Origin of the sequence: Mesorhizobium temperatum, from assembly GCF_002284575.1 — a bacterium.
GTDB classification, from domain to species: domain Bacteria; phylum Pseudomonadota; class Alphaproteobacteria; order Rhizobiales; family Rhizobiaceae; genus Mesorhizobium; species Mesorhizobium temperatum.
The window spans coordinates 218,933-240,432 of sequence record NZ_NPKJ01000053.1 but is presented as its reverse complement, the minus strand read 5'-3'; the positions used below and the strand labels follow the sequence as shown (position 1 = coordinate 240,432).

The window sequence follows — 21,500 nt, the reverse complement described above, 5'->3', positions numbered from 1 at the left end:
CACCGGAAGCGCAGGAAGCCGCCATTTGCAGGCCGGCCTCACCTGAATATCAACACACCCTAAAGCGGCTCAGGCCCGCCGTAGGCTGGAGGCGCGGTCACCAATCCGCGATACGATCGCCTCCGACGAACTGTGCACTTTTCTCGGTATATTCAAACAGTTCTATCTTCACGTCGTTAGGATCGCGAACCCATGCCTGGTAGGTATCATCGCACGCGTGTTTCTTTGAAGTGATATCAACGCCTTTCGACCTTACGTGGGCGATCGCGGCGTCAATGTTTTCCACTTCGAGGCAGAAGTGGTTGATCTGGTTCAAGCCGCTATAGCTGGCCCCGTCTTTCTGGAACACCTCGATGTGGCTGCGGCTGCCGCAATTGAGGTAGAAACCCAAAATCTTGCCGTCGCGCAGGAAGTTGAACTGGGTGTCCATGCCGAGGACGTCCCGATAGAAGCTTCGCGTCGCTTCGAGGTCATCCGCGAAGATGCAAACGTGAGCGAGTTGCTTTACCTTGATCATGACTGGCTCCTCGCGGTGATCTGACGAAGTCCGGCGTAATCGTGCCCTGGTGAACACGCGCCTCAAACCGGCGGCGTGCCGTTTTCGGCCAGCACCGCGCCGGCCAGATAGAGCGAGCCGCTGATCAGGATGCGCGGCGGCGGTCCGTCCCACGTGTCGCGCAGCAGCATCAGCGCATTGGCGACGGAGCTCACCGGTTCGGCCGACAGGCCGGCCTCGACGGCGCGGATCGCCAGTTCGTCATTCGGCACGCTGGCCTCGCTGAGGCTCACTGGCACCGTGTAGACATGCCGCACCAGGCCCTTGAAGGCGCGGAAATAGCCGCTCTGGTCCTTGGTGTTGATCATGCCGGAAATCAGGAACAGCGGCCGCGGGCTTTTTTCCTCCTGCTCGGCCAATGCCTCGGCGACGACCACGCCGGCGCCTGGATTGTGGCCGCCGTCGAGCCAGATGTCGGCGCCCTTTGGCGCCAGTTCCGTCAGCCTGCCTTGCGGCAATTTTTGCATCCGCCCCGGCCAGGTGACATTGGCCATCGCCTTGTCGGCGACGCGATGGCTGATCTCGAAGCCCGCCGCCTTGACTGCCGCAATAGCCGCCGCCGCATTGGCGAACTGATGGCGCCCCGGCAGGCGCGGTGGCGACAGGTCCATCAGCCCGTCTTCGTCCTGATAGACCATCCGGCCGTTTTCCTCGAAGGCGAGGAAATCCTGGCCATAGACGAAGGCGGGACACTCGAGCCGCTCGGCGGTTTCGATAAGCACCTGCAGCGCCGTCTCGCTTTCCTGGGCGCCGATGACCACCGGGCAACCGGCTTTGATGATGCCGGCCTTTTCGACGGCGATCAGTTCGACACGGTCGCCGAGATAGGATTCGTGGTCGAGCGAGACCGGCATGATCACCGACACCGCCGGCTCGCTGATGACATTGGTGGCGTCGAAGCGGCCGCCGAGACCGACCTCGATGATGACGGCATCTGCCGGATGTTCGGAAAACAGCAGGAAGGTGACGGCGGTGAGGATTTCGAAGACGGTGATCTTCTGGCCTTCATTGGCTTTGGCGACGCGGGCGATGGCGTCGGCGAAGACCTTGTCCTCGACCAGCCTGCCGCCGCCATCGGCGGCCAGCCGGTAGCGCTCATGCCAGTTCACCAGATGTGGCGATGTGTGGACATGGACGCGGTGGCCGGATGCTTCCAGCAGCGCCCGCGAAAACGCGGCGCAGGAGCCCTTGCCGTTGGTGCCGGCGATGTGGATGACCGGCGGCAAATGGTCCTGCGGATTGCCAAGCCGCTCCAGCAGCCGCGAAATGCGGTCGAGCGAAAGATCGAAGCCCTTCGGATGAAGCGACATCAGGCTTTCGATTTCGCGGTCGGCGGCAAGCGTGGTCATGGGAGAATCCTAGGCGCGCCACAGATGGCGCGCAATCGCGGTTCGCGACGACGGATGTCGCGTCAGGCTTGCGGGCGTGCTTCCGCCGGGAGCGCCATCGGCGGCAGGATTTCCGGCTCCAGCGGCTTTTCTTCTTCCGGCAGCTTGAGCAGCATTTTCAGGAGCCGAGCGATCGTCTGCCGCATCTCCAGCCGCGACACCACCATATCGACCATGCCGTGCTCCATCAGATACTCGGAGCGCTGGAAGCCGTCGGGCAGCTTTTCCCTGATGGTCTGCTCGATGACGCGCGGCCCGGCAAAGCCGATCAGCGCGCCGGGCTCGGCGATGTGCACGTCGCCCAGCATGGCGTAAGAGGCGGTGACGCCGCCGGTGGTCGGGTTGGTCAGGACGACAATATAGGGAAGACCGGCTTCCTTCAGTCGATCGACGCCGATCGTGGTTCTCGGCAATTGCATGAGCGACAGGATGCCTTCCTGCATGCGGGCGCCACCGGAGGCCGCGAACAGGATCAGCGGCCGCTTGCGTTGCACTGCGACCTCGAAGCCACGAACGATGGCGTCGCCGGCGGCCATGCCGAGCGAGCCACCCATGAAGGCGAAGTCCTGCACGGTCACCACCACCGGCAGGCCCTCGACGGTGCCCAGCGCATTGATGATCGCGTCCTCCAGCCCGGTCTTGGCCTTGGCGTCCTTCAGCCGGTCGGTGTAGCGCTTCTCGTCGCGGAATTTCAGCGGATCCTGCACCACCTTGGGGTTTTCGAGCATCTCGTACTTGCCGTCGTCGAAGAAGAATCTCAGCCGCTCCTTGGCCGAGATCTTCATGTGGTGGCCGGAGGACGGGATGACGAACTGGTTCTGCTCCAGATCCTTGTGGAAGACCATCTCGCCGGTCTCGGGATCCTTGATCCAGAGGTTCTCAGGCATGTCGGTGCGCCGGCCGAGCATCGAATTGATCTTCGGGCGAACGTAGTTGGTGATCCAGTTCATCGCTTCGGCTCCTGTCCTGACGAAGAGGTAGGACTGCTATTCGGCGGCAGCAAGGCGGGCCGCGCGCACGCCTTGCGAAAGCCCACTGACCAGCGTGGCGACCGCCTCGGCCGGGTCGGCGGTCTTTTCGCCCTTCGGCCCCAGAACATTGGCGACGGCATTGACGATCGCGGTGCCGACGACGACGCCGTCGGCCGACGCGCCGATGATGCGCGCCTGCTCGGCGGTCTTGACACCGAAGCCGACGCAGACCGGCAGGTCGGTATGGCCCTTGATGCGCCTGACCGCCGCCGCCACCTTGCCGGTGTCGGCAAGCGCCGAGCCGGTGATGCCGGTCATCGACACGTAGTAGACGAAGCCGGAGGTGTTCTGCAGCACCTTGGGCAGGCGCTTGTCGTCGGTGGTCGGCGTCGCCAGCCGGATAAAATTGATGCCGGCCTTCAGCGCCGGAATGCACAATTCCTCATCCATCTCCGGCGGCAGATCGACGACGATCAGCCCGTCTATGCCGCTGGCCAGCGCATCCGTGAGGAAGCGATCGACGCCGTGGATGTAGATCGGATTGTAGTAGCCCATCAAAACGATCGGGGTTTCATCGTCGGCGGCGCGGAATTCCGAAGCCATCTTCAGCGTCTTGACCAGCGTCTGGCCGCCTTTCAGCGCACGCAGGCCGGCCGCCTGGATCGCCGGGCCGTCCGCCATCGGATCAGAAAACGGCATGCCCATTTCGATGATGTCGGCGCCCGCCTTGGGCAGCGCCTTCATGATCGACAAAGCGATGTCGTAGTCCGGGTCGCCGCTCATGAAATAGGTGACAAGCGCCGGGCGGCCTTCGGCCTTCAGCTTGGCCATGCGTCGGTCGATACGGGTGGTCATGATCAGATCTCCATGCCCAGCATATTGGCCACCGTATGCACATCCTTGTCGCCGCGGCCGGACAGGTTGACGATGACGATCTGGTCCTTGTCCATGGCGGGCACGATCTTCACCGCATGCGCAATGGCATGGGCGGATTCGAGCGCCGGAATGATGCCTTCGACGCGCGTCGTCAGCTGGAACGCCTCGAGCGCCTCGTCATCGAGGATTGGCACGTAGTCGACGCGGCCACTGTCGCGCAGCCAGGAATGCTCCGGCCCGACGCCCGGATAGTCGAGGCCGGCCGAGATCGAATGCCCGTCCATGATCTGCCCGTCGGCGTTCTGCAGAAGATAGGTGCGGTTGCCATGCAGCACGCCGGGCGCGCCGGCGTTCATCGAGGCGCAATGCTCGATGCCATCGAGGCCGCGGCCGCCGGCCTCGATGCCGATGATCTTTACGCTGCGGTCGTCGAGGAACGGGTGAAAAAGGCCGATGGCGTTCGAGCCGCCGCCGACGGCGGCGATGATGGTGTCCGGCAGCCGGCCTTCCTGTTCGAGGATCTGGGCGCGCGCCTCAATGCCGATCACCGACTGGAAGTCGCGCACCAGCTCCGGATAGGGGTGCGGGCCGGCGGCGGTGCCGATCAGGTAATAGGTGTCCTCGACATTGGTCACCCAATCCCGGAGGGCTTCGTTCATGGCGTCCTTGAGCGTGCCGTGACCAGCGGTCACCGGCCGCACCTCGGCGCCGAGCAGTTTCATCCGGAAGACGTTGGGGCTTTGCCGGGCGACGTCGGTGGCGCCCATATAGACGACGCACGGAAAGCCGAAACGCGCCGCCACCGTGGCCGACGCCACGCCATGCTGGCCGGCGCCGGTCTCGGCGATAATGCGCTTCTTGCCCATGCGCTTGGCCAGCAGGATCTGGCCGAGGCAGTTGTTGATCTTGTGCGAGCCGGTGTGGTTCAAATCCTCGCGCTTGAAATAGACTTTTGCGCCGCCCCCGAGGCCCTTAGCCGAGGAAACCTCGCGAAGATGCCTGGTCAGACCTTCGGCGAAATAAAGCTTCGACGGCCGCCCGGCATAGTGGGTCGAAAGGTCAGTCAGTTCGGCCTTGAAATCCGGATCGTCCTTGACCTCGTTCCAGTGCCGCTCCAGGTCGAGGATCAGCGGCATCAACGTTTCGGCAACGAAACGACCGCCGAAGATGCCGAACATGCCCTGCTCGTCGGGTCCGGTGCGGAAGGAATTGGGTATCGCCGGCTTGTTCATCGCCGATCTCCTAGCTTGTGGTTTGAAGCACGGTCAGGCGGCGCGGTTGTCGCGTGCTGCCCTGACGGCCCGGAAAAACTGTTCGATCAGCGCCGGATCCTTGACGCCTGGCGCGCTTTCCACGCCCGAGGAAATGTCTAGTCCGGGCGGGTTGGCAAGCCGAAAGGCATCGCCGATATTGGCGGCGTTGAGCCCACCGGAAAGCATGTAATCGACGCCTGCGTCAAGGCCGGCCAGAACGCGCCAGTCGAACGCAATGCCGTTGCCGCCCGGCAGTTCCGAACCCTTCGGCGGCTTGGCGTCGAACAGGAAACGGTCGGCAATGCCGACGAAGGGTCTTATCCGCTCCAGGTCGGCAGCCTCGCTGACCGGCAGCGCCTTCATCACCGGCAGGCCATAGCGGCCCTTGATCTCGGCCACCCGCTCCGGCGTTTCCGAGCCATGCAGCTGCAGCATGTCGGGCTGCATTTTTTCGACGATTTCATCCAGAAACGCATCGCCAGCGTCGACCGTCACGGCAACCGCCTTGGCCTTGCCGATTGCCGCTTCGCGCAAGCGGCCGGCTTCCGCCGGCTCGATATAGCGCGGGCTTTTGGCAAAGAAAATAAAGCCGACATGGCTGGCGCCGCCGGCCAATGCCGCGGCCAATGCCTTGTCAGTCTTCAGTCCGCATATCTTGATGTCGAGCGCCATGGCGCGGGATTGGCACGAAACGGCAAAAGAGTCGAGAAAAAGCGCAAGTTTGCCACCAGCGCGGAACGCGCTACCTTACTTCAGATAGTACAGGCGGGAGCAAACAAGCATGGCAGACGAAACCGTCGCCCAACTCAGGCAAAAGATCGCGCAGGCCCGCGAGGTCATCGCTCATCTGATGGACAAGGCCGCCTTCAACGGCGCCGAGGCGCACCGCGCGCTCGACTATTTCGGCAGCAACGCCTTCAAGAAGGACTTCTTGCCATGGCCGCGCCATACCGACGAAGGGCTGCGTCCTGAGGAGTTGAACGCGGCGAATGATGACTGACCGGCCAATGCCGTGACATCCTAGCGGGAGCGTGGAATCTTGACGCTGGAGGGACAGCACCCCCTCTGGCAGGGAGATTACGCGCACAGCCGCTTGCGCAAATCTCCACCGTCGCAGAAATGCGCGAAGCATTGAAGCTACCGATCTCCCCCCTTGCGGGGGAGATGTCCGGCAGGACAGAGGGGGGTGGGAAGGATCACTACAGAACGGATTTCTTTCTCTGCCGCCGAGCATTCTACTCGAACATGATCGCTTGCAGCGCGCCGCCATTGCGCTTGAGCCAGTCCTTGCAGCGCTCGGTCTCCGGGCAAAGCTGCTCGCACAGTTTCCAGAATTTCGGGCCGTGGTTCATCTCCTTGAGATGCGCCACCTCATGCGCGACGAGGTAGTTTATGACCGGTCGCGGCGCCATCATGATGCGCCAGGAGAAGGACAGATTGCCGTCGGAGGTGCACGATCCCCAGCGGCTCGACGTGTCCTTGAAGCGGATTGCCTTGGCGCGCTTGCCGACCGCCCCGGTGTGCTTGACCACCAGCGCCTCGATCTCGCGCTTGGCTTCGCGCTTGAGGAAATCGGCGATGCGGCGCGGCAGGTGCACGCGATCGCCATGGACGATCATCAGCGGACCGCGTTCGTCACGCGACAGCATGACGGTACCGCGTTTCGAAGGCTCATGAACGATGCGATGCGGCACGCCGCGCACCGGTATCTTGATGCCGGGCCGCACCTGCGGCCGGTTGGGCACCTTGGCCAGCCGCTGCTCCAGCCAGTCCTGATGGCGTTCGAGGAATTTTTCCACCTCGCCCCGCCGCAGGCCCGGCGGCACGGTGATGCGCAGGCCACGGCCGCCGGAATCGATGCGCAGCGTCAGCCGCCGCGCGCGGTCGCTCTCGACGATCTTGAGCGGCAGCGTGCGGCCGGCAACACAATGCTCCCGCTCCACGACGGGGGCGGGCCTGGCTTTGGTCAGGTTGCGGAAGAAGCCGAATGACATGGCGGGACGATACGTGATTCGAGGAAAACGAATAGAACATAAAAGAAACGGCGCCGCTGACGCGACGCCGTTTTTGATTATTTATCGGGGCAAGGCTCTTACTCGTCCAATAAGCCTGGCGTGGATTTGCCACCCCGTTTGCCGGTCCCCGTCGAGCCGGTCGATCCGCCGGTTGTGGGGCCACCGGTTGTGGGCGATGTCGACTTGTTGCGGTTCGCCATGAAGCGGTCGAACTCTTCCTGGTCCTTGGCGCGACGCAATTCCCTGGCATATTCGTCGAACTCGCTCAGCATCTCGTCGAGCTTGCGGCGCTCTTCATTGAGCCGCTCGAGTTCCTTTTCGCGCCAGTCGTCGAAAGCGACGTTGCCGGTGCGGGCGGAGCCGTGGCCCCAGCGCGCCGCTCTGTCAGAACCGCGGCGGCAGCCGGCGAAGATGCCGTCGGTCGCGCGGTTGACGTCGCGCTTGAAGCCTTCAAGCCGGTCGCCCCAGATGATGTAGGCGAGCATGGCGAGGCCGAGCGGCCAGAACACCATAAAGCCGATCACCATCAGTGCGATGGTCGCCGGCGTCCAAGCCGGACGGATCAATGCAGATGTGTTCATTTTCTCCCAATCCTTCAGTTGGAGACAGCCAATCCCGGCTGCGTGGAATCGAAATGGGAAGGGAAAAACGGCGATTCAAGACAATGTCGGCCAAAACCGGACAAGCATCTGAAATGATTATCGCTTTTTGAGCGTTTCAAGGAAAAGCACGACCAGGCCCGCAAGCAAGGTGGCCGACGGTTCTGCAGCGAAAGTCCGGCGCCGGTGCATTGACTTGATGCTTCGGATGTCCGTTTCAAAAATCCAGGGGTGCGTTATCGACGACCTCTTTCATCACGAAGAAGGTTCTCGTCTGGCGAACGCCGGGCAATGCGATCAACTGGTCTCCGTGAATTCGGTTGAAATCCGCCATGTCGCCGACCCTGATCTTCAGAAAATAGTCGAAGTCGCCCGCCACCAGATGGCAGTCGAGGATGAATTTCAGTTTCGCGACGGCCTTCTCGAAATCCGCGAAACTCTCCGGGGTCGAGCGGTCGAGGACGACGCCAACCATCACCAGCGCGCCTCTGTCGACCTTCTGCGGTGTCACCACCGCCCTGACATGGCTGATGTAGCCTTCATCGAACAAGCGCTGCGTGCGGCGGTGGCACGTCGCCGGGCTGACAGCGACCGACTGCGCCAGCTCTGCATTTGTCAGTCGTCCGTTGTCCTGGAGCAGGCGCAACATTTTCAGGTCGATCCGGTCAAGCGGTGCTCGCATGGAAGATTCTTCCGATATTGGAGTTGAAAATTGAAGCTATATGACAATTCCGCGCTGTTAGGCGATGCCTTGGACATTTTAGGTCCGATCTTTGAGAGCACTTTTCAAGGCAAAGATGATAGTGTTCACCGCATCACATCGCAATGAACAGGAACAAGAGAGGGCACTCTCATGCTCGAGAAATTCGAACGCTATCCGCTCACCTTCGGGCCGACCCATATCGAGAAACTGGAGCGGCTCGGCGCTCACCTCGGAGGGAAGGTCGATCTCTACGCCAAGCGAGAGGATTGTAATTCCGGCCTCGCCTTCGGCGGCAACAAATTGCGCAAGCTCGAATACATCATCCCGGACGCGATCGCCTCAAACGCCGACACGCTGGTCTCGATCGGCGGCGTTCAATCCAACCATACGCGCATGGTGGCGGCCGTCGCGGCGAAGATCGGCATGAAATGCCGCCTCGTGCAGGAAAGCTGGGTACCCCATGAAGATGCCATCTACGATCGCGTCGGCAACATCCTTTTGAGCCGGATTATGGGCGCTGATGTCCAGATGGTCGATGAGGGCTTCGATATCGGAATTAGGGAAAGCTGGGAGCAGGCGATCGCGGATGTGAAGGCCAAGGGTGGCAAGCCTTATCCGATTCCGGCCGGGGCTTCGGTGCATAAATATGGCGGCTTGGGTTATGTCGGATTCGCCGAGGAGGTCCGCGCGCAGGAGAAGGAACTCGGCTTTGCCTTCGACTACATCGTCGTTTGTACCGTCACCGGTTCAACTCATGCTGGCATGATGGTCGGCTTCGCCAAGGACGGCCGCGAACGCAACGTGATCGGCATCGACGCATCCTGCACCCCGGCGCAGACCAAGGCGCAGGTACTCAACATTGCGCAGAACACCGCGACGCTGGTCGAACTCGGCAAGGAACTCAATGAGGATGATGTCGTCCTGATCGAGGATTATGCCTACCCGGTCTACGGCGTCCCCTCTCAGGAGACGAAGGAAGCAATCCGTCTCTGCGCGCGCCTCGAAGGCATGATCACGGATCCGGTTTACGAGGGAAAATCCATGCAGGGCACGATCGATCTCGTGAAGAAGGGTTATTTTCCCAAGGGATCCAAGGTGCTCTACGCCCACCTCGGCGGTGCTCCAGCCATCAACGGATATGCTTACACATTCCGCAACGGCTGAATGCTTTTTAGTTGCAGCACGTATCCCTCTGACGACATCCGCGTCCGCCGGCAGACAGGGCAGGATTCCAGTAGGGCTGCAGCCGGCCGCGACGAATGCGCATGTCCTAGCCTGCCTGCCGCACCATGGCGTCGACCGCCCGCACCAGCATGTCGAGATCCTGGGGCCGCGACAGGCGGTGGTCGCCCTCGGGGATAAGCGACAGCGTGACGTCGTCGGCCGGCAGCAGGCCGACCAGTTTCAGCGCATGGCTCGGCGGCACGTCGGCATCGGCCAGCCCTTGCAAAATGTGAACAGGGCAATGGGTGTCGATCGGCCCGGTCATTGTTAGGTTGTTGCGGCCGTCCTCGATCAGCGCACGCGTGTAGATGTAAGGCTCGGCCGAATAGTCCGACGGTTCTTCGAAAAAACCCTTTTTGGCAAGATCGCGCTTCTGCGCTTTGGTCAGCGCCGGCTCGACCAGCTCTGCGGTGAAATCCGGCGCCGGCGCCAGAAGCACCAGGCCGGCGATGCGGTTCTGGCCTTCCTTGTGCAATTCTTGGCGCAATTCCTGGACCATGCGCAGCGCTATCCATGCGCCCATCGACGAGCCGACCAGGATTTGCCTGCCTTGCGTGAAATGGTGGAAGACGGCGAGGCTTTGCGAAAGCCAGTTCGATACGGTGCCGTCGGCAAAGGCGCCGCCCGATTCGCCATGACCGGAATAGTCGTGGCGCAAGAATGCCCGGCCTTGCCCGCTCGCCCATTCCGCCAGCTTCTCGGCCTTGGTGCCCAGCATGTCCGACTTGTAGCCGCCGAGCCAGACGATGCCTGGCGCGGCACCCGCAGCGCGCCTGACAGCAATGCTGGTTCCGTCGACATCGAGAAAAACCGGTGCGGTCATGGCTCACTCCTCACGCAGGTCTTTTGACACAGCTGGCGGTTCAACGAAAAGTGCTCGGCAACTTTCTTCGTTTGGTACAGGCTGAAGTCAGGGAACAGGGTGATTTCCTGTGAACGCTGTGCTATTGACTCCGGCCGCGCGCTCACCACATTGGCGCGTTCGCAATCTGAATTGAAAACCCTGAACGAAACGGCTCAAGGAGACCACGACCATTCGCAGACCTTTCAAAGCAACGGCGCCCACCAAGGAGGGCCCGCGCTCCAACCGTGACATCCGGGTTCCCCGGGTCCAACTTATCGACGCCGAAGGTCACAACCATGGCGATGTCTCCATCAACGACGCATTGCTGCTCGCCGAAGAGGCTGGGCTCGATCTGGTCGAGATATCGCCCAACGCAGTGCCGCCCGTCGTAAAAATTCTCGATCTCGGCAAGCTGAAATACGCCAACCAGAAGAAGGCGGCTGAGGCGCGCAAGAACCAGAAGGTCATCGAGATCAAGGAGATCAAGATGCGCCCGAACATCGACAGCCATGATTACGAGACCAAGATGAAAGCGGTCCGGCGGTTTTTCGAGGAAGGTGACAAGGTCAAGCTGACATTGCGCTTTCGCGGCCGCGAAATGGCGCATATGGAACTCGGCATGCAGCTTCTGAACAAGGTTCGCGAGGAAGTGGCGCCGATCGCCAAGGTCGAAGCTGAACCAAAGCTCGAAGGCCGCCAGATGATGATGGTGCTGGCGCCCCGCTAAAGCGATCCCGTCAAAAGCAAAGGCCGCTTCGGCGGCCTTTTGTTGTTTTTGTCTTCGCCATGATTTCTCCGCAAGGTGCAGCGACAAGGATTCTGGTTGCCGGTCCTCGCGGCGAAAGGATTGTCCCATGGCCGCTGCGGCACGTTCTCCGATTGAAAAGTCGTTCGACGAAATGGGCCGCTATCAGCGGCGCCGGCGCGTCCTGCTGGCGCTGCTGATCGGAGCTTTTTGCGCTTTGCTGATCTTCGGCGGCTCCACGCACGATGAACTAGGCCACGAACGCATAGAGGGGCAGTACGGGATCGCCCTGATACTGATCGGGATCGGCGGGCGGCTCTGGTCGATCCTCTATATCGGCGGCCGCAAGTCGGCCGAAGTGGTTGCTACCGGCCCATATTCGGTGATGCGCAACCCGCTGTATTTTTTCTCCACCGTAGCGGCCGCCGGCATCGGCGCCCAGACCGGCAGCGTGATCGTCTCGGTGGCGTCGGCGGTTTTGTGCGCGGCCGCGTTCTACATCGTCACGCTGCGCGAGGAACGGCATTTGACGACCGTGCTCGGGGAGCCGTACAAGGACTACATCGCACGCGTGCCGCGGTTTTTTCCCAATCCCCGGCTTTATCGCGATCAGGCCGAAGTCACCTTCACACCGCGCATCTTCAATCATACGCTGCGCGACGGCTTGATGTTCGTGGCTTCCATACCGTTTTTCGAACTCATCGAGTCCGGACAGGAAAGCGGGGTAATTCCCGTCCTCTTCTGGCTGTATTGAGCGGGATGGGCAGGCAAAGGAGGTGACATGCTACCCGCTTTCTTGCCTCTTTTCCTCGCACGCGTCGTTGTCCCAAAACCGCTGCGCACCCTCGGGTCAAGCCCGTGGGCGGGCTTTTGGGCGACATGCATTAAATTCGCCTGAATCATCTTGCAAGGCGTCCCGGCGATCGGCGGGACGCCTGTTTTCTTGGCCAGAAGCTGCGATCGCCGGCGAAGTTTCTCGACGATCGGATTCCCGACATGCTTAATGAAGTTAAATCGGCGCGGGCCGAACAAGCGCAGGCCAGGCGTGCGCTGGGCAGATATCAGCACGCGCGCAGGATGGTGCTTGCCGCCCTCGTCGTCGTCATGTTCGCAGCGCTGCTGTTTGGCCAGTCTGCTTTTCCTCCCGAAAGCGTGCCGCACGAAACGATCGAAATGGTCGGCGTCCTGCTGATCTTTCTCGGCATTGTCGGGCGCTTGTGGTCGACGCTCTATATCGGCGGACGCAAATCCTCCGAGGTGGTTACCGGCGGACCCTATTCGATCACCCGCAATCCGCTCTATGTCTTCTCCTCGATAGCTGCCGCCGGCGTCGGCGCGCAGATGGGCTCGATCACTGCGGCGATCGGCTTCGCGGTGATTTGCGCCGCCGCCTTTCATGTCGTCATCCTGCGCGAAGAGAAGTTCCTGAAGGAGGCCTTAGGAACTCCATTCCAGGCCTATATGGCGCGGGTGCCGCGCTTCTTCCCGAAGCTTTCGCTGTATCAGGAAGGCGATACCGGCAGCTTCAAGCCGCGCCTGCTGCGGACGACGCTGCTGGACGGACTGGTATTCCTCGTTGCCCTGCCGTTTTTCGAATCGATCGACGGCGCCCAACTATCGGGCATACTGCCGGTGCTTTTCCGTCTCCCATAGGCAAGATCCCGAACCGAAGGTCTGCGACGGCCAAAGTGGGAACCGGTTTTGCTGCGCTGACCGCCAGTTCGGATAAGGTCATGGGAATACCTGACACTGGACAGAGCGTCGCATCCTTGCAGGTGTTGCGCGCCGGCCCGCTTTGACGTATAGCACCGCCGTTCCCAAAAACCGCCCGGCAGGGCATGCCGTGGCGGTTTCATTTGCTTTTCGGGCTTTGGTCGGCCTGAAGCGAACAAAAAGCGCGATGATGCGCACATAACGGAGTAGCAAAATGCCCAAGATGAAGACCAAGTCAGCCGCCAAGAAGCGGTTCAAGATCACAGGTACGGGTAAAGTCCTGTCGGCTGCGGCCGGCAAGCGTCACGGCATGATCAAGCGTTCCAACAAGTTCATTCGAAATGCCCGCGGCACGATGGTTCTGGCTGAACCGGATGGCAAGAAGGTCATCAAGAATTTTCTGCCGAACGGCCTCTAAGGCATTCGGTCTGGACAACGTTTTAAGGAGATCATGACATGGCACGCGTAAAAAGAGGCGTCACCTCGCACGCCAAGCACAAGAAGGTCCTGAAAGCCGCCAAGGGTTTTTATGGCCGCCGCAAGAACACCATTCGCATCGCCAAGCAGGCGGTGGAAAAGTCGCTGCAGTATGCCTACCGCGACCGCAAGAACCGCAAGCGTTCGTTCCGCGCTCTGTGGATCCAGCGCATCAATGCCGCGACCCACGAGCATGGCCTGACCTATGGCCGCTTCATCGACGGTCTCAACAAGGCCGGCATCGAGATCGATCGCAAGGTCCTGTCGGACATGGCCATCCACGAGCCGCAGGCATTTGCCGCCCTTGTGGCCAAGGCCAAGGTCGCGCTCGAATACCTCAAGAACACCACGCCGAACGCTTTTGAAAGCGCTGTAGCCTAACCAGCGCCTTCCCAAGCACTTCGACACTTGATTTGGGAAACCCGCGCTGGCAGGGCTGGCGCGGGTTTTTCTATGTGATCCGATGTAAGTCATCGATGACTTAATCTTTGAACTGGTAGCTGCGATGAACATCACCTTAAACGACCGGAATATTGACGCCCTCGAATCTGCGTTGATGGCGGAGATTGCCGGTGCGGCGGATGAGCACGAGATCGAAGCCGTTCGCATCTCGGCGCTGGGCAAGAAGGGCTCTGTCTCGGAGTTGTTGAAGTCGCTGGGAGGGATGTCGCAGGAACAGCGTCAAATTTTTGGCCCCGAGGTCAATGGCCTCAAGAACCGCATCACCGAGGCGCTTACTGCGCGGCGCGCCGAGTTGAAGGACGTGGCGATCGCGGCACGGCTCGCGGCGGAAAAGGTCGACGTCACATTGCCGGCGCGGCAATCGCCGGCCGAGCGCGGCCGCATCCATCCGATCAGCCAGGTCAGCGACGAGATCGCCGCGATCTTCGGCGATCTCGGCTTTGCCATCGCCGAAGGCCCCGATATCGAGACCGATTATTACAATTTCACCGCGCTGAATTTCCCGGAAGGCCATCCGGCGCGCGAGATGCACGACACCTTCTTCTTCCAGCCGGACGAGAAGGGCGAGCGCAAACTTTTGCGCACCCACACGTCGCCGGTGCAGATCCGCACCATGGAGGTGCAGAAGCCGCCGATCCGCATCGTCATTCCCGGAAAAACCTACCGGCAGGATTCCGATGCCACGCACTCGCCGATGTTTCATCAGGTCGAAGGGCTGGTGATCGACAGATCAGCCAACGTCGCCAACATGAAATGGGTGCTGGAGGAGTTCTGCAAGGCCTTCTTCGAGGTGCCGCAGGTCAAGATGCGCTTCCGGCCGAGCTTCTTCCCGTTCACCGAACCCAGCATGGAGGTCGACATCCAGTGCGACCGTTCGCGGCCGGGCGAGGTGCGCTTCGGCGAAGGCTCCGACTGGATGGAGATCCTCGGCTGCGGCATGGTCCACCCCAATGTGCTTAGATATGGCGGGCTCGATCCCGACGAATATCAGGGCTTTGCCTGGGGCATGGGCATCGATCGCATCGCCATGCTGAAATACGGCATGCCGGACCTGCGCGCCTTCTTCGACGCCGATGTGCGCTGGCTGTCGCATTACGGATTCCGGCCGCTCGACATGCCGACGCTATTCGGGGGCTTGAGCGCATGACAGCGGCCCACGCCGGCGGCTGCCGCTGCGGCACCGTGCGGTTCGAGGCTTCGGCCGAACCGCACCATGTCAGCTATTGTCATTGCGGCGATTGCCGGCGGGCCAGCGGCGCGCCGGTGTCGGCCTTTGTCGGCTTCCTGACTGAGCAGGTCACCTTCACGGGAAAGGCGCTGAAGATGTTCGAGAACGGCCCGGTGACGCGCTCCTTTTGCGGCGTCTGCGGCTCGCCGATCGCCTATGTCGACGAGCGGCTGGCCGACCACATCTATTTCATGCTCGGCGCCATGGACATGCCGGCCTATTTCAAGCCGACGCACCACGCCCATGTGCGCGAGCAGCTTCCCTTCGTGCACATGCCGGATGACTTGCCGAGACATCTGAAGACCAGCGTGCCCAGACCAGACGGAACACAGTCATGAAATTCACCCTCTCCTGGCTCAAGGATCATCTCGAGACCGACGCCTCGCTGGCCGAGATCGTCGAGCGGCTGACCTCGATCGGCCTCGAAGTCGAGCATGTCGACGACAGATCGAGCCTGAAGCCCTTCGTCATCGCCAGGGTGCTGACGGCGGAGCAGCATCCCGATGCCGACCGGCTGCGCGTGCTGACGGTCGATACCGGCGACGGCAAGGCCCCTGTGCAAGTCGTGTGTGGAGCGCCGAACGCCCGCGCGGGCCTGATCGGCGCCTTTGCAGCACCCGGCGTCTATATTCCCGGCATCGACGTGACGCTGACGGTCGGCAAGATCAGGGGCGTCGAAAGCCATGGCATGATGTGCTCCGAGCGTGAGCTGGAACTTTCGGAAGAGCATGACGGCATCATCGACCTGCCGGAGGATGCGCCGGTCGGCAGCAGCTTCGCCGCCTATGCGCATCTCGACGATCCGCTGATCGAGATCAATTTGACGCCGAACCGGCCGGATGCGACCAGCGTGTACGGCATTGCCAGAGATCTCGCGGCAAGCGGGCTTGGCCGCCTCGTCGGCGGGGCCATCATGCCGCATGCCGGCAGCGGCATGTGCCCGGTGAAGGTGACGATCGAGGCGCCGGAGCTCTGCCCCGGTTTTGCGCTGCGCCTGGTGCGCGGCGTGAAAAACCGCCCGTCGCCGAAATGGCTGCAGCAAAGGCTGATCGCCATTGGTCTTCGGCCGATCAGCACGCTGGTCGACATCACCAATTACGTCACCTTCGACCGTGGCCGGCCCTTGCATGTGTTCGACGCCAGCAAGGTCGCCGGCAACCTCGTCGTGCGCCGGGCGCGCGATGGCGAAAAGGTGCTGGCGCTCGACGGCCGCGAATACACGCTGTCGCCTGACATGTGCGTGATCGCAGACCAGGACAGCGTCGAATCGATCGCCGGCATCATGGGCGGCGAGCATTCGGGCTGCGACGAGAACACCACCGACGTGCTGATCGAATCGGCCCTTTGGGATCCGATCACCACCGCGCGCACCGGCCGCACGCTCGGCATCATCAGCGATGCGCGCTACCGCTTCGAGCGCGGCGTCGACCCTGAATTCATGGTGCCAGGCGTGGAGCTGGCGACAAAGCTGGTGCTGGATTTGTGCGGTGGGACGCCGACCGAAACCGAAGTCGTCGGCTATGCCGGTCACACGCCGAAGATCGTTTCCTTCCCGCTGTCGGAAGTGAAGCGGCTGACTGGCATCGAGGTGCCGCGCTCGACAAGCCTCGACATTCTTGCCCGGCTCGGCTTCAAGCCGGAAGGCGCGGGCGATGTCGTCAATGTGGCGGTTCCGTCCTGGCGGCCGGATGTCGACGGCAAGGCCGATCTGGTCGAGGAAGTCATGCGCATCCATGGCGTCGACAATATCGCACCGCAGCCGCTCGGCGCGCATGATGCCGTCAACGCCAAGATCCTGACTGTCTTGCAGGTCCGCACCCGCGCCGCCAAGCGGGCGCTGGCGGTGCGCGGCATGATGGAGGCGGTCACCTGGTCGTTCATTCCGGCAAAACATGCCGAACTGTTCGGCGGCGGCCAGACAGCACTCAAGCTCGCCAACCCGATCGCTGCCGACATGTCCGACATGCGGCCGTCGCTGCTGCCGGGCCTGATCGCCGCCGCGCAGCGCAATGCCGACAAGGGCATCGGCGATGTCGCGCTGTTCGAAGTGTCCGGCACCTATGAGGGCGATGCGGCCGACCAGCAGCGGCGCGTCGCCGCCGGCGTGCGGCGGGGCACGGCCAAGCTCGACGGTTCCGGCCGTCATTGGGCCGGCAATGCCGGTTCGGTCGGCGTGTTCGACGCCAAAGCCGACGCGATCGCAGCACTTGAAGCCTGCGGCGCGCCGGTCGACCGGCTGCAGATCGAGGCTGGCGGCCCGGCCTGGTATCATCCCGGCCGTTCCGGCACGATCAAGCTCGGGCCGAAGGTCGTTCTCGGCACGTTCGGCGAATTCCATCCGAAGACGCTGGAGGAACTGGACGTCTCCGGGCCGCTCTGCGGCTTCGAGGTTTTCGTCGATGCCGTGCCCGAGCCGAAGGCCAAGCCGACGCGGACAAAACCGAGACTGGAACTGTCCGCGTTCCAGGCGGTCAAGCGCGATTTCGCCTTCGTCGTCGACAAGGCGGTCGAAGCCGGCACGCTGACCCGCGCAGCCCTTGCCGCCGACAGGAAGCTGATCACCAACGTCTCGGTCTTCGACGTGTTCGAAGGTGCGTCACTCGGCGCGGCCAAGAAATCGATCGCCATCGAAGTGTCGATCCAGCCGGTCGAAAAAACGCTGACCGACGAGGATTTCGAGGCGCTGGCAAAGCGCATCGTCGAGAATGTGCATAAGCAGACCGGCGGCGTGCTGCGGGCGTGAGTTGCAAACCAAGAAGGGGCACCGCGCCGTCTTGCCTTCTCCCGTTGTGGGAGAAGGTGGATTGGCGCGTAGCGCCAAGACGGAAGAGGGGTGTTGGACGGAGCGCGGCTTTTGCCAAGCTGGAACACCCCTCATCCGTCGCCTACGGCGACACCTTCTCCCACAAGGGGAGAAGGCAGAGCCGCGCGAGACCTAACGCTGGCGAGAGAAACGGCTCGCCCCCAGAATGGACAACTCAAGCTGAAGCGATTTCATAGCCGCTGTTATCCGTTGACCAGCGCCAGCAGCTCTTCGGTGTAGCGCTTGCCGACGACCTTCTCCGGCGACAGCGCGTCGCCGATCGCCGCCACTTCCGCCTGGCTCAGCGCAATCTGTGCCGCTGCCGCATTCTGCTCGAGATGGCGGATTTTTCGCGCGCCGGGGATCGGCACGATGAAATCGCCCTGGTGCAGCACCCAGGCCAGCGCCAGTTGCGCCGACGTCACGCCCTTCTCCGCCGCCATTGTCTCCAGCGTGGCGATAACAGCCGCATTGGCGGCCATGGCATCGGCCTGGAAGCGCGGCAATCCACGGCGCCAGTCGCCGGCGCCGAGAACCTCGGGCTTGCCTATCGTGCCGGTCAGCAGACCGCGGCCGAGCGGGCTGTAGGGGACAAAGCCGATGCCGAGCTCGCGGCAGACGGCAAACACCTCTTCTTCCGGATCGCGGCTCCACAGCGAATACTCGCTCTGCACGGCTGATATCGGATGCACGGCATGCGCCCGGCGGATGGTCGCGGCACTCGCCTCCGAAAGGCCGAGCGCGCGCACCTTGCCCTCGCGCACCAGCTCGGCCATGGCGCCGACCGTGTCCTCGATCGGCACGTTCGGATCGACGCGATGCTGGTAGTAGAGGTCGATCACCTCGGTGTCCAATCGCTTCAACGATGCCTCGGCGACCGCCCTGACGTGTTCGGGGCGGCTGTCGACACCGGCCATGCGCTCGGTGCCGTTTCCTTCTTCCAGAATCTTGAAGCCGAATTTCGTTGCGATCGTCACATGATCGCGCACCGGCTTCAGCGCCTTGCCGAGCAGGATCTCATTCTCGTAGGGGCCATAGACCTCGGCCGTGTCGAAGAAATTGACGCCGATCTCGACGGCGCGTTGCAGCGTGGCAATCGCGTCCGCCTCCGGCTGGCCGCCATAGCCGAAGCTCATCCCCATGCAGCCGAGGCCGATCGGATAGACGTCAAGTTCATTTCCAAGCTTGCGAGTTTGCATCACGCGTCTCCTTGTTGTGATGCGGTAGAGATAGCGCCTTGCACCGCGTTCGATAATCGGCTCTTACTCGCACGGGCTGTTCTAAAAGATAGATCAATGAAGCGAACGCATCTCTCCCAACTTGCGGTGCTGGCAACCGTCGCCCAGTGCGGCAGCTTTCGCGGTGCGGCCAAGGAGCTTGGCATTGCGCCCTCCGCAGTCAGCCACGCGGTTTCAAGCTTGGAAGCGCGTCTTGGCGTGCGTCTGCTGGCGCGCAGCACGCGCAGCGTCGCCCCGACCGAGGCAGGCGCGCAGCTGCTCGAGCGGTTGAGGCCGGCGCTGTCGGAAATCGATCTGGCGCTGGAATCGGCGGTCGAGGCGCGCGACCGGCCGGCCGGCATCCTCAGGCTGACCGTGCCGCGCACCGCAGCCCATCTGGCGCTGACGCCGCGGCTCGGCGCCTTTGCATCGGCCTATCCGGACATCGTGCTGGAGATCGTCATCGAAGACCGCTTCACCGACGTAGTCGAAGGCGGCTTCGACGCCGGCGTGCGGCTGGGCGAGAGCCTGCAGCGCGACATGATCGCGGTGCGCATCGGGCCAAACCTTCGCGGCGCCGTCGTCGGCGCGCCATCCTATTTCGCGACCATGCCCAGACCAAGCCATCCGCACGATCTCGTCGGTCACCGTTGCCTCCGCTTCCGCTTCTCCAGCGGCATTCTCTACCGCTGGGAATTCGAGAAGGACGGCGAGGAGATCGAGCTGGCGGTGCAAGGGCCACTGATCCTCGACGAGGACCACCTGATCGCCAACGCTGCGGTCGACGGCGCCGGGCTCGCCTTCCTGTTCGAGGATTATGTTCGCGAGGCGCTGGCCGCCGGCAAACTCATTCGCGTGCTGGAGGACTGGTGCCCGCCGTTCGACGGTTTCTTCATCTACTATCCAAGCCGCCGCCAGATGCGGCCGGCGCTGCGGGCCTTCGTCGATTTCTTCAAGACGACGGGATAGACTGTCGGCAGCGGAAGAAAGCCAGGGCCGCCATCGTTTGCTGACGATGCCCGCATTGATCACAAACAGCACGACCCGCTACGGCTGGGCGGCGATCGTCCTTCACTGGCTGATCGCGGCGATCTTCATCGGCCAGTTCGCGCTCGGCTTCGTCATGATGCGGGTGTCCAGCCAGCGCACCGCCTTCGAGCTGATCCAGCTGCACAAATCGTTCGGCTTTCTGCTGCTCGGCCTGGTCATCCTGCGCATTGCCTGGCGGCTCGGCAATACGGTGCCGGCGCTGCCACGCTCGGTCGGACGCTTCGAGCGCCGCGTGGCGCCGCTCGTCCATTTCGCGCTCTACGCGTTTCAGCTCGCGCTGCCTCTGTCCGGCTGGGCGCTGGTGTCGGTATCGATGCTGGAGATCCCGAGCGTGCCCTTCAACCTGTTCGTCATGCCGGACCTGCCACTCGCGGAATCGGACTCGGCGGAAAGCTTCTGGACCTCGGCGCACTGGTATCTCGCCTATGCCGGTATCGGGCTTGTCGCCTTGCATTTCGCTGCGGCGCTGCGCCATCATTTCTGGCTGAAGGACGCGGTGCTGACGCGCATGATCACGCCTTCGTCGGACCACAACGCGGAATAGGGTGGGCGGCTCATTCGTTGATGGGGCGAGGGCGCTAAAAAAGCGTTGCCTCCAAAAAAGGATCACGCCCATGGTTGCGCGCATCTTCGGATTTGCGGCGGTAGCCGCTTGCCTTGCCATGCCTGTTTTCGCTGCGGTCGCGCTCAGCGACGCTGCCGGCAGCTACACGATCAGCCCGGCCGGTTCCAGCATCCGTTTCTCCGTCGGCAAGGCCGGCGGCGGTGGGCTCGCCGGTGCCTTCGCTCGCTTCAAGGGCAGCATCCGCATCGACAGCAGCAATGTCGGGCGCTCCCAGGTCAATATTACCATCTTTCCCGAAAGCGTCGGTACCGGTCAGCGCCGCGTCGACGCCTTCCTTCGCTCCGACGCGGTGTTCGACGCCGCCAACAGCCCGGAAATCCAGTTCCGCTCGACCAGCGTGAAACGCACTGGCGACACGTCAGCCCTCGTCACCGGCCGGCTGACGGCGCGCGGCAAGACTTTTCCGGAAAAGTTCACAGCCGAGCTCGCCGGCCTCAAGGCCGGCACAATAAGATTCCATGTCACCGGCAAGGTGCTGCGGTCGCGCTACGGCATGGATGTCGGCACGCCGATCTATTCGAACGTCGTCGACTTCGACATGACGCTGACCGGCAGGCGCCGCTGAGCGGTTCTTCCGCGATTCTGCTGTTCGCCAGTGTTGGTGCCGTCGAATTGTCGATGTCGGCGCCACTTGCTTCCTGTGCGCTGGCTCGCAGGGCTTGGGTTCCTCGCCTCCGCAAAGCGGGGGAGAGGAACCCAAGCTGCGGGTACTTGTTCACCGCCATGCTCCGCATTGGCTTTTCTCTTGATT

General features: G+C 62.4%; 24 protein-coding genes. 13 read left to right on the top strand and 11 right to left on the bottom strand.

Annotated elements, in window-relative coordinates; genetic code table 11:
• Positions 1 to 97: 97 nt before the first annotated feature.
• From CIT26_RS19015 to CIT26_RS18990, 6 genes are all read right to left on the bottom strand, one after another.
• Positions 98 to 517: a VOC family protein gene (locus CIT26_RS19015; protein ID WP_095493991.1), complete on the bottom strand. Its 420-nt coding sequence runs from the start codon at positions 515 to 517 to the stop codon at positions 98 to 100.
• A 62-nt stretch (positions 518 to 579) separates the two neighbouring features.
• Entirely contained in the window at positions 580 to 1,905 is a 1,326-nt protein-coding gene (locus CIT26_RS19010; RefSeq protein WP_095493990.1) for a bifunctional folylpolyglutamate synthase/dihydrofolate synthase, read from the bottom strand.
• Positions 1,906 to 1,967: 62 nt separating this feature from the next.
• Positions 1,968 to 2,894, bottom strand: a complete 927-nt coding sequence (gene accD, locus CIT26_RS19005; RefSeq protein ID WP_095493989.1) for an acetyl-CoA carboxylase, carboxyltransferase subunit beta — start codon at positions 2,892 to 2,894, stop codon at positions 1,968 to 1,970.
• A gap of 36 nt (positions 2,895 to 2,930) precedes the next feature.
• Positions 2,931 to 3,770, bottom strand: coding sequence for a tryptophan synthase subunit alpha (trpA, locus tag CIT26_RS19000; RefSeq protein ID WP_095493988.1), 840 nt, complete (start codon positions 3,768 to 3,770; stop codon positions 2,931 to 2,933).
• Positions 3,771 to 3,772: 2 nt separating this feature from the next.
• Entirely contained in the window at positions 3,773 to 5,023 is a 1,251-nt protein-coding gene (gene trpB, locus CIT26_RS18995; protein WP_095493987.1) for a tryptophan synthase subunit beta, read from the bottom strand.
• Positions 5,024 to 5,056: 33 nt separating this feature from the next.
• Complete coding sequence (locus CIT26_RS18990) at positions 5,057 to 5,716, bottom strand: phosphoribosylanthranilate isomerase (RefSeq protein ID WP_095493986.1); 660 nt, start codon at positions 5,714 to 5,716, stop codon at positions 5,057 to 5,059.
• A gap of 109 nt (positions 5,717 to 5,825) precedes the next feature.
• On the opposite strand from CIT26_RS18990, the gene CIT26_RS18985 reads away from it, so the two are divergent.
• Complete coding sequence (locus CIT26_RS18985) at positions 5,826 to 6,044, top strand: hypothetical protein (RefSeq protein WP_095493985.1); 219 nt, start codon at positions 5,826 to 5,828, stop codon at positions 6,042 to 6,044.
• A 235-nt stretch (positions 6,045 to 6,279) separates the two neighbouring features.
• On the opposite strand, the gene CIT26_RS18980 is transcribed toward CIT26_RS18985, so the two are convergent.
• The 3 genes from CIT26_RS18980 to CIT26_RS18970 form a co-directional block, all read right to left on the bottom strand.
• Complete coding sequence (locus CIT26_RS18980; RefSeq protein WP_095493984.1) at positions 6,280 to 7,038, bottom strand: M48 family metallopeptidase; 759 nt, start codon at positions 7,036 to 7,038, stop codon at positions 6,280 to 6,282.
• Positions 7,039 to 7,136: 98 nt separating this feature from the next.
• The gene (locus CIT26_RS18975; protein ID WP_095493983.1) at positions 7,137 to 7,640 is read right to left on the bottom strand and encodes a DUF2852 domain-containing protein; all 504 of its coding nucleotides are present in this window, start codon (positions 7,638 to 7,640) and stop codon (positions 7,137 to 7,139) included.
• A 235-nt stretch (positions 7,641 to 7,875) separates the two neighbouring features.
• Positions 7,876 to 8,340, bottom strand: coding sequence for an Lrp/AsnC family transcriptional regulator (locus CIT26_RS18970; protein WP_077374802.1), 465 nt, complete (start codon positions 8,338 to 8,340; stop codon positions 7,876 to 7,878).
• 171 nt (positions 8,341 to 8,511) lie between these two features.
• Between CIT26_RS18970 and CIT26_RS18965 the strand changes: the two genes are divergently transcribed.
• Entirely contained in the window at positions 8,512 to 9,525 is a 1,014-nt protein-coding gene (locus tag CIT26_RS18965; protein ID WP_095493982.1) for a 1-aminocyclopropane-1-carboxylate deaminase, read from the top strand.
• Positions 9,526 to 9,631: 106 nt separating this feature from the next.
• Here the strand turns inward: CIT26_RS18965 and CIT26_RS18960 are convergent, their stop codons facing one another.
• On the bottom strand, positions 9,632 to 10,408 hold the full coding sequence (locus CIT26_RS18960) for an alpha/beta hydrolase (RefSeq protein ID WP_095493981.1): 777 nt from the start codon (positions 10,406 to 10,408) through the stop codon (positions 9,632 to 9,634).
• A 211-nt stretch (positions 10,409 to 10,619) separates the two neighbouring features.
• Between CIT26_RS18960 and infC the strand changes: the two genes are divergently transcribed.
• The 8 genes from infC to pheT all read left to right on the top strand — a co-directional run bounded on the left by infC (position 10,620) and on the right by pheT (position 17,797).
• A complete protein-coding gene (gene infC / locus CIT26_RS18955) occupies positions 10,620 to 11,156 on the top strand; it encodes a translation initiation factor IF-3 (RefSeq protein ID WP_077374810.1) in 537 nt (178 codons plus the stop codon).
• Positions 11,157 to 11,283: 127 nt separating this feature from the next.
• The gene (locus tag CIT26_RS18950; RefSeq protein ID WP_095493980.1) at positions 11,284 to 11,928 is read left to right on the top strand and encodes a methyltransferase family protein; all 645 of its coding nucleotides are present in this window, start codon (positions 11,284 to 11,286) and stop codon (positions 11,926 to 11,928) included.
• 242 nt (positions 11,929 to 12,170) lie between these two features.
• Positions 12,171 to 12,827 carry a methyltransferase family protein gene (locus CIT26_RS18945; protein ID WP_095493979.1) on the top strand — a complete coding sequence of 219 codons (657 nt, stop codon included), beginning with the start codon at positions 12,171 to 12,173 and terminating at the stop codon, positions 12,825 to 12,827.
• Between the two features lie 274 nt (positions 12,828 to 13,101).
• A complete protein-coding gene (gene rpmI, locus CIT26_RS18940; protein ID WP_006201248.1) occupies positions 13,102 to 13,305 on the top strand; it encodes a 50S ribosomal protein L35 in 204 nt (67 codons plus the stop codon).
• 38 nt (positions 13,306 to 13,343) lie between these two features.
• Positions 13,344 to 13,745: a 50S ribosomal protein L20 gene (gene rplT, locus CIT26_RS18935; RefSeq protein WP_023796882.1), complete on the top strand. Its 402-nt coding sequence runs from the start codon at positions 13,344 to 13,346 to the stop codon at positions 13,743 to 13,745.
• A 124-nt stretch (positions 13,746 to 13,869) separates the two neighbouring features.
• The gene (gene pheS / locus CIT26_RS18930) at positions 13,870 to 14,973 is read left to right on the top strand and encodes a phenylalanine--tRNA ligase subunit alpha (RefSeq protein ID WP_095493978.1); all 1,104 of its coding nucleotides are present in this window, start codon (positions 13,870 to 13,872) and stop codon (positions 14,971 to 14,973) included.
• Positions 14,970 to 15,392, top strand: a complete 423-nt coding sequence (locus CIT26_RS18925) for a GFA family protein (protein WP_095493977.1) — start codon at positions 14,970 to 14,972, stop codon at positions 15,390 to 15,392. The genes pheS and CIT26_RS18925 overlap by 4 nt, the downstream gene beginning before the upstream one ends.
• Positions 15,389 to 17,797: a phenylalanine--tRNA ligase subunit beta gene (gene pheT / locus CIT26_RS18920; RefSeq protein WP_095493976.1), complete on the top strand. Its 2,409-nt coding sequence runs from the start codon at positions 15,389 to 15,391 to the stop codon at positions 17,795 to 17,797. The genes CIT26_RS18925 and pheT overlap by 4 nt, the downstream gene beginning before the upstream one ends.
• Before the next feature lie 263 nt (positions 17,798 to 18,060).
• Here pheT and CIT26_RS18915 read toward each other — a convergent pair whose 3' ends face one another.
• Entirely contained in the window at positions 18,061 to 19,056 is a 996-nt protein-coding gene (locus CIT26_RS18915) for an aldo/keto reductase (RefSeq protein WP_095493975.1), read from the bottom strand.
• 96 nt (positions 19,057 to 19,152) lie between these two features.
• On the opposite strand from CIT26_RS18915, the gene CIT26_RS18910 reads away from it, so the two are divergent.
• The 3 genes from CIT26_RS18910 (at position 19,153) to CIT26_RS18900 (ending at position 21,314) form a co-directional block, all read left to right on the top strand.
• The gene (locus tag CIT26_RS18910; protein ID WP_095493974.1) at positions 19,153 to 20,043 is read left to right on the top strand and encodes a LysR family transcriptional regulator; all 891 of its coding nucleotides are present in this window, start codon (positions 19,153 to 19,155) and stop codon (positions 20,041 to 20,043) included.
• 46 nt (positions 20,044 to 20,089) lie between these two features.
• Positions 20,090 to 20,668, top strand: coding sequence for a cytochrome b (locus tag CIT26_RS18905; RefSeq protein WP_095493973.1), 579 nt, complete (start codon positions 20,090 to 20,092; stop codon positions 20,666 to 20,668).
• 70 nt (positions 20,669 to 20,738) lie between these two features.
• Complete coding sequence (locus CIT26_RS18900; protein ID WP_095493972.1) at positions 20,739 to 21,314, top strand: YceI family protein; 576 nt, start codon at positions 20,739 to 20,741, stop codon at positions 21,312 to 21,314.
• Positions 21,315 to 21,500: the final 186 nt, after the last annotated feature.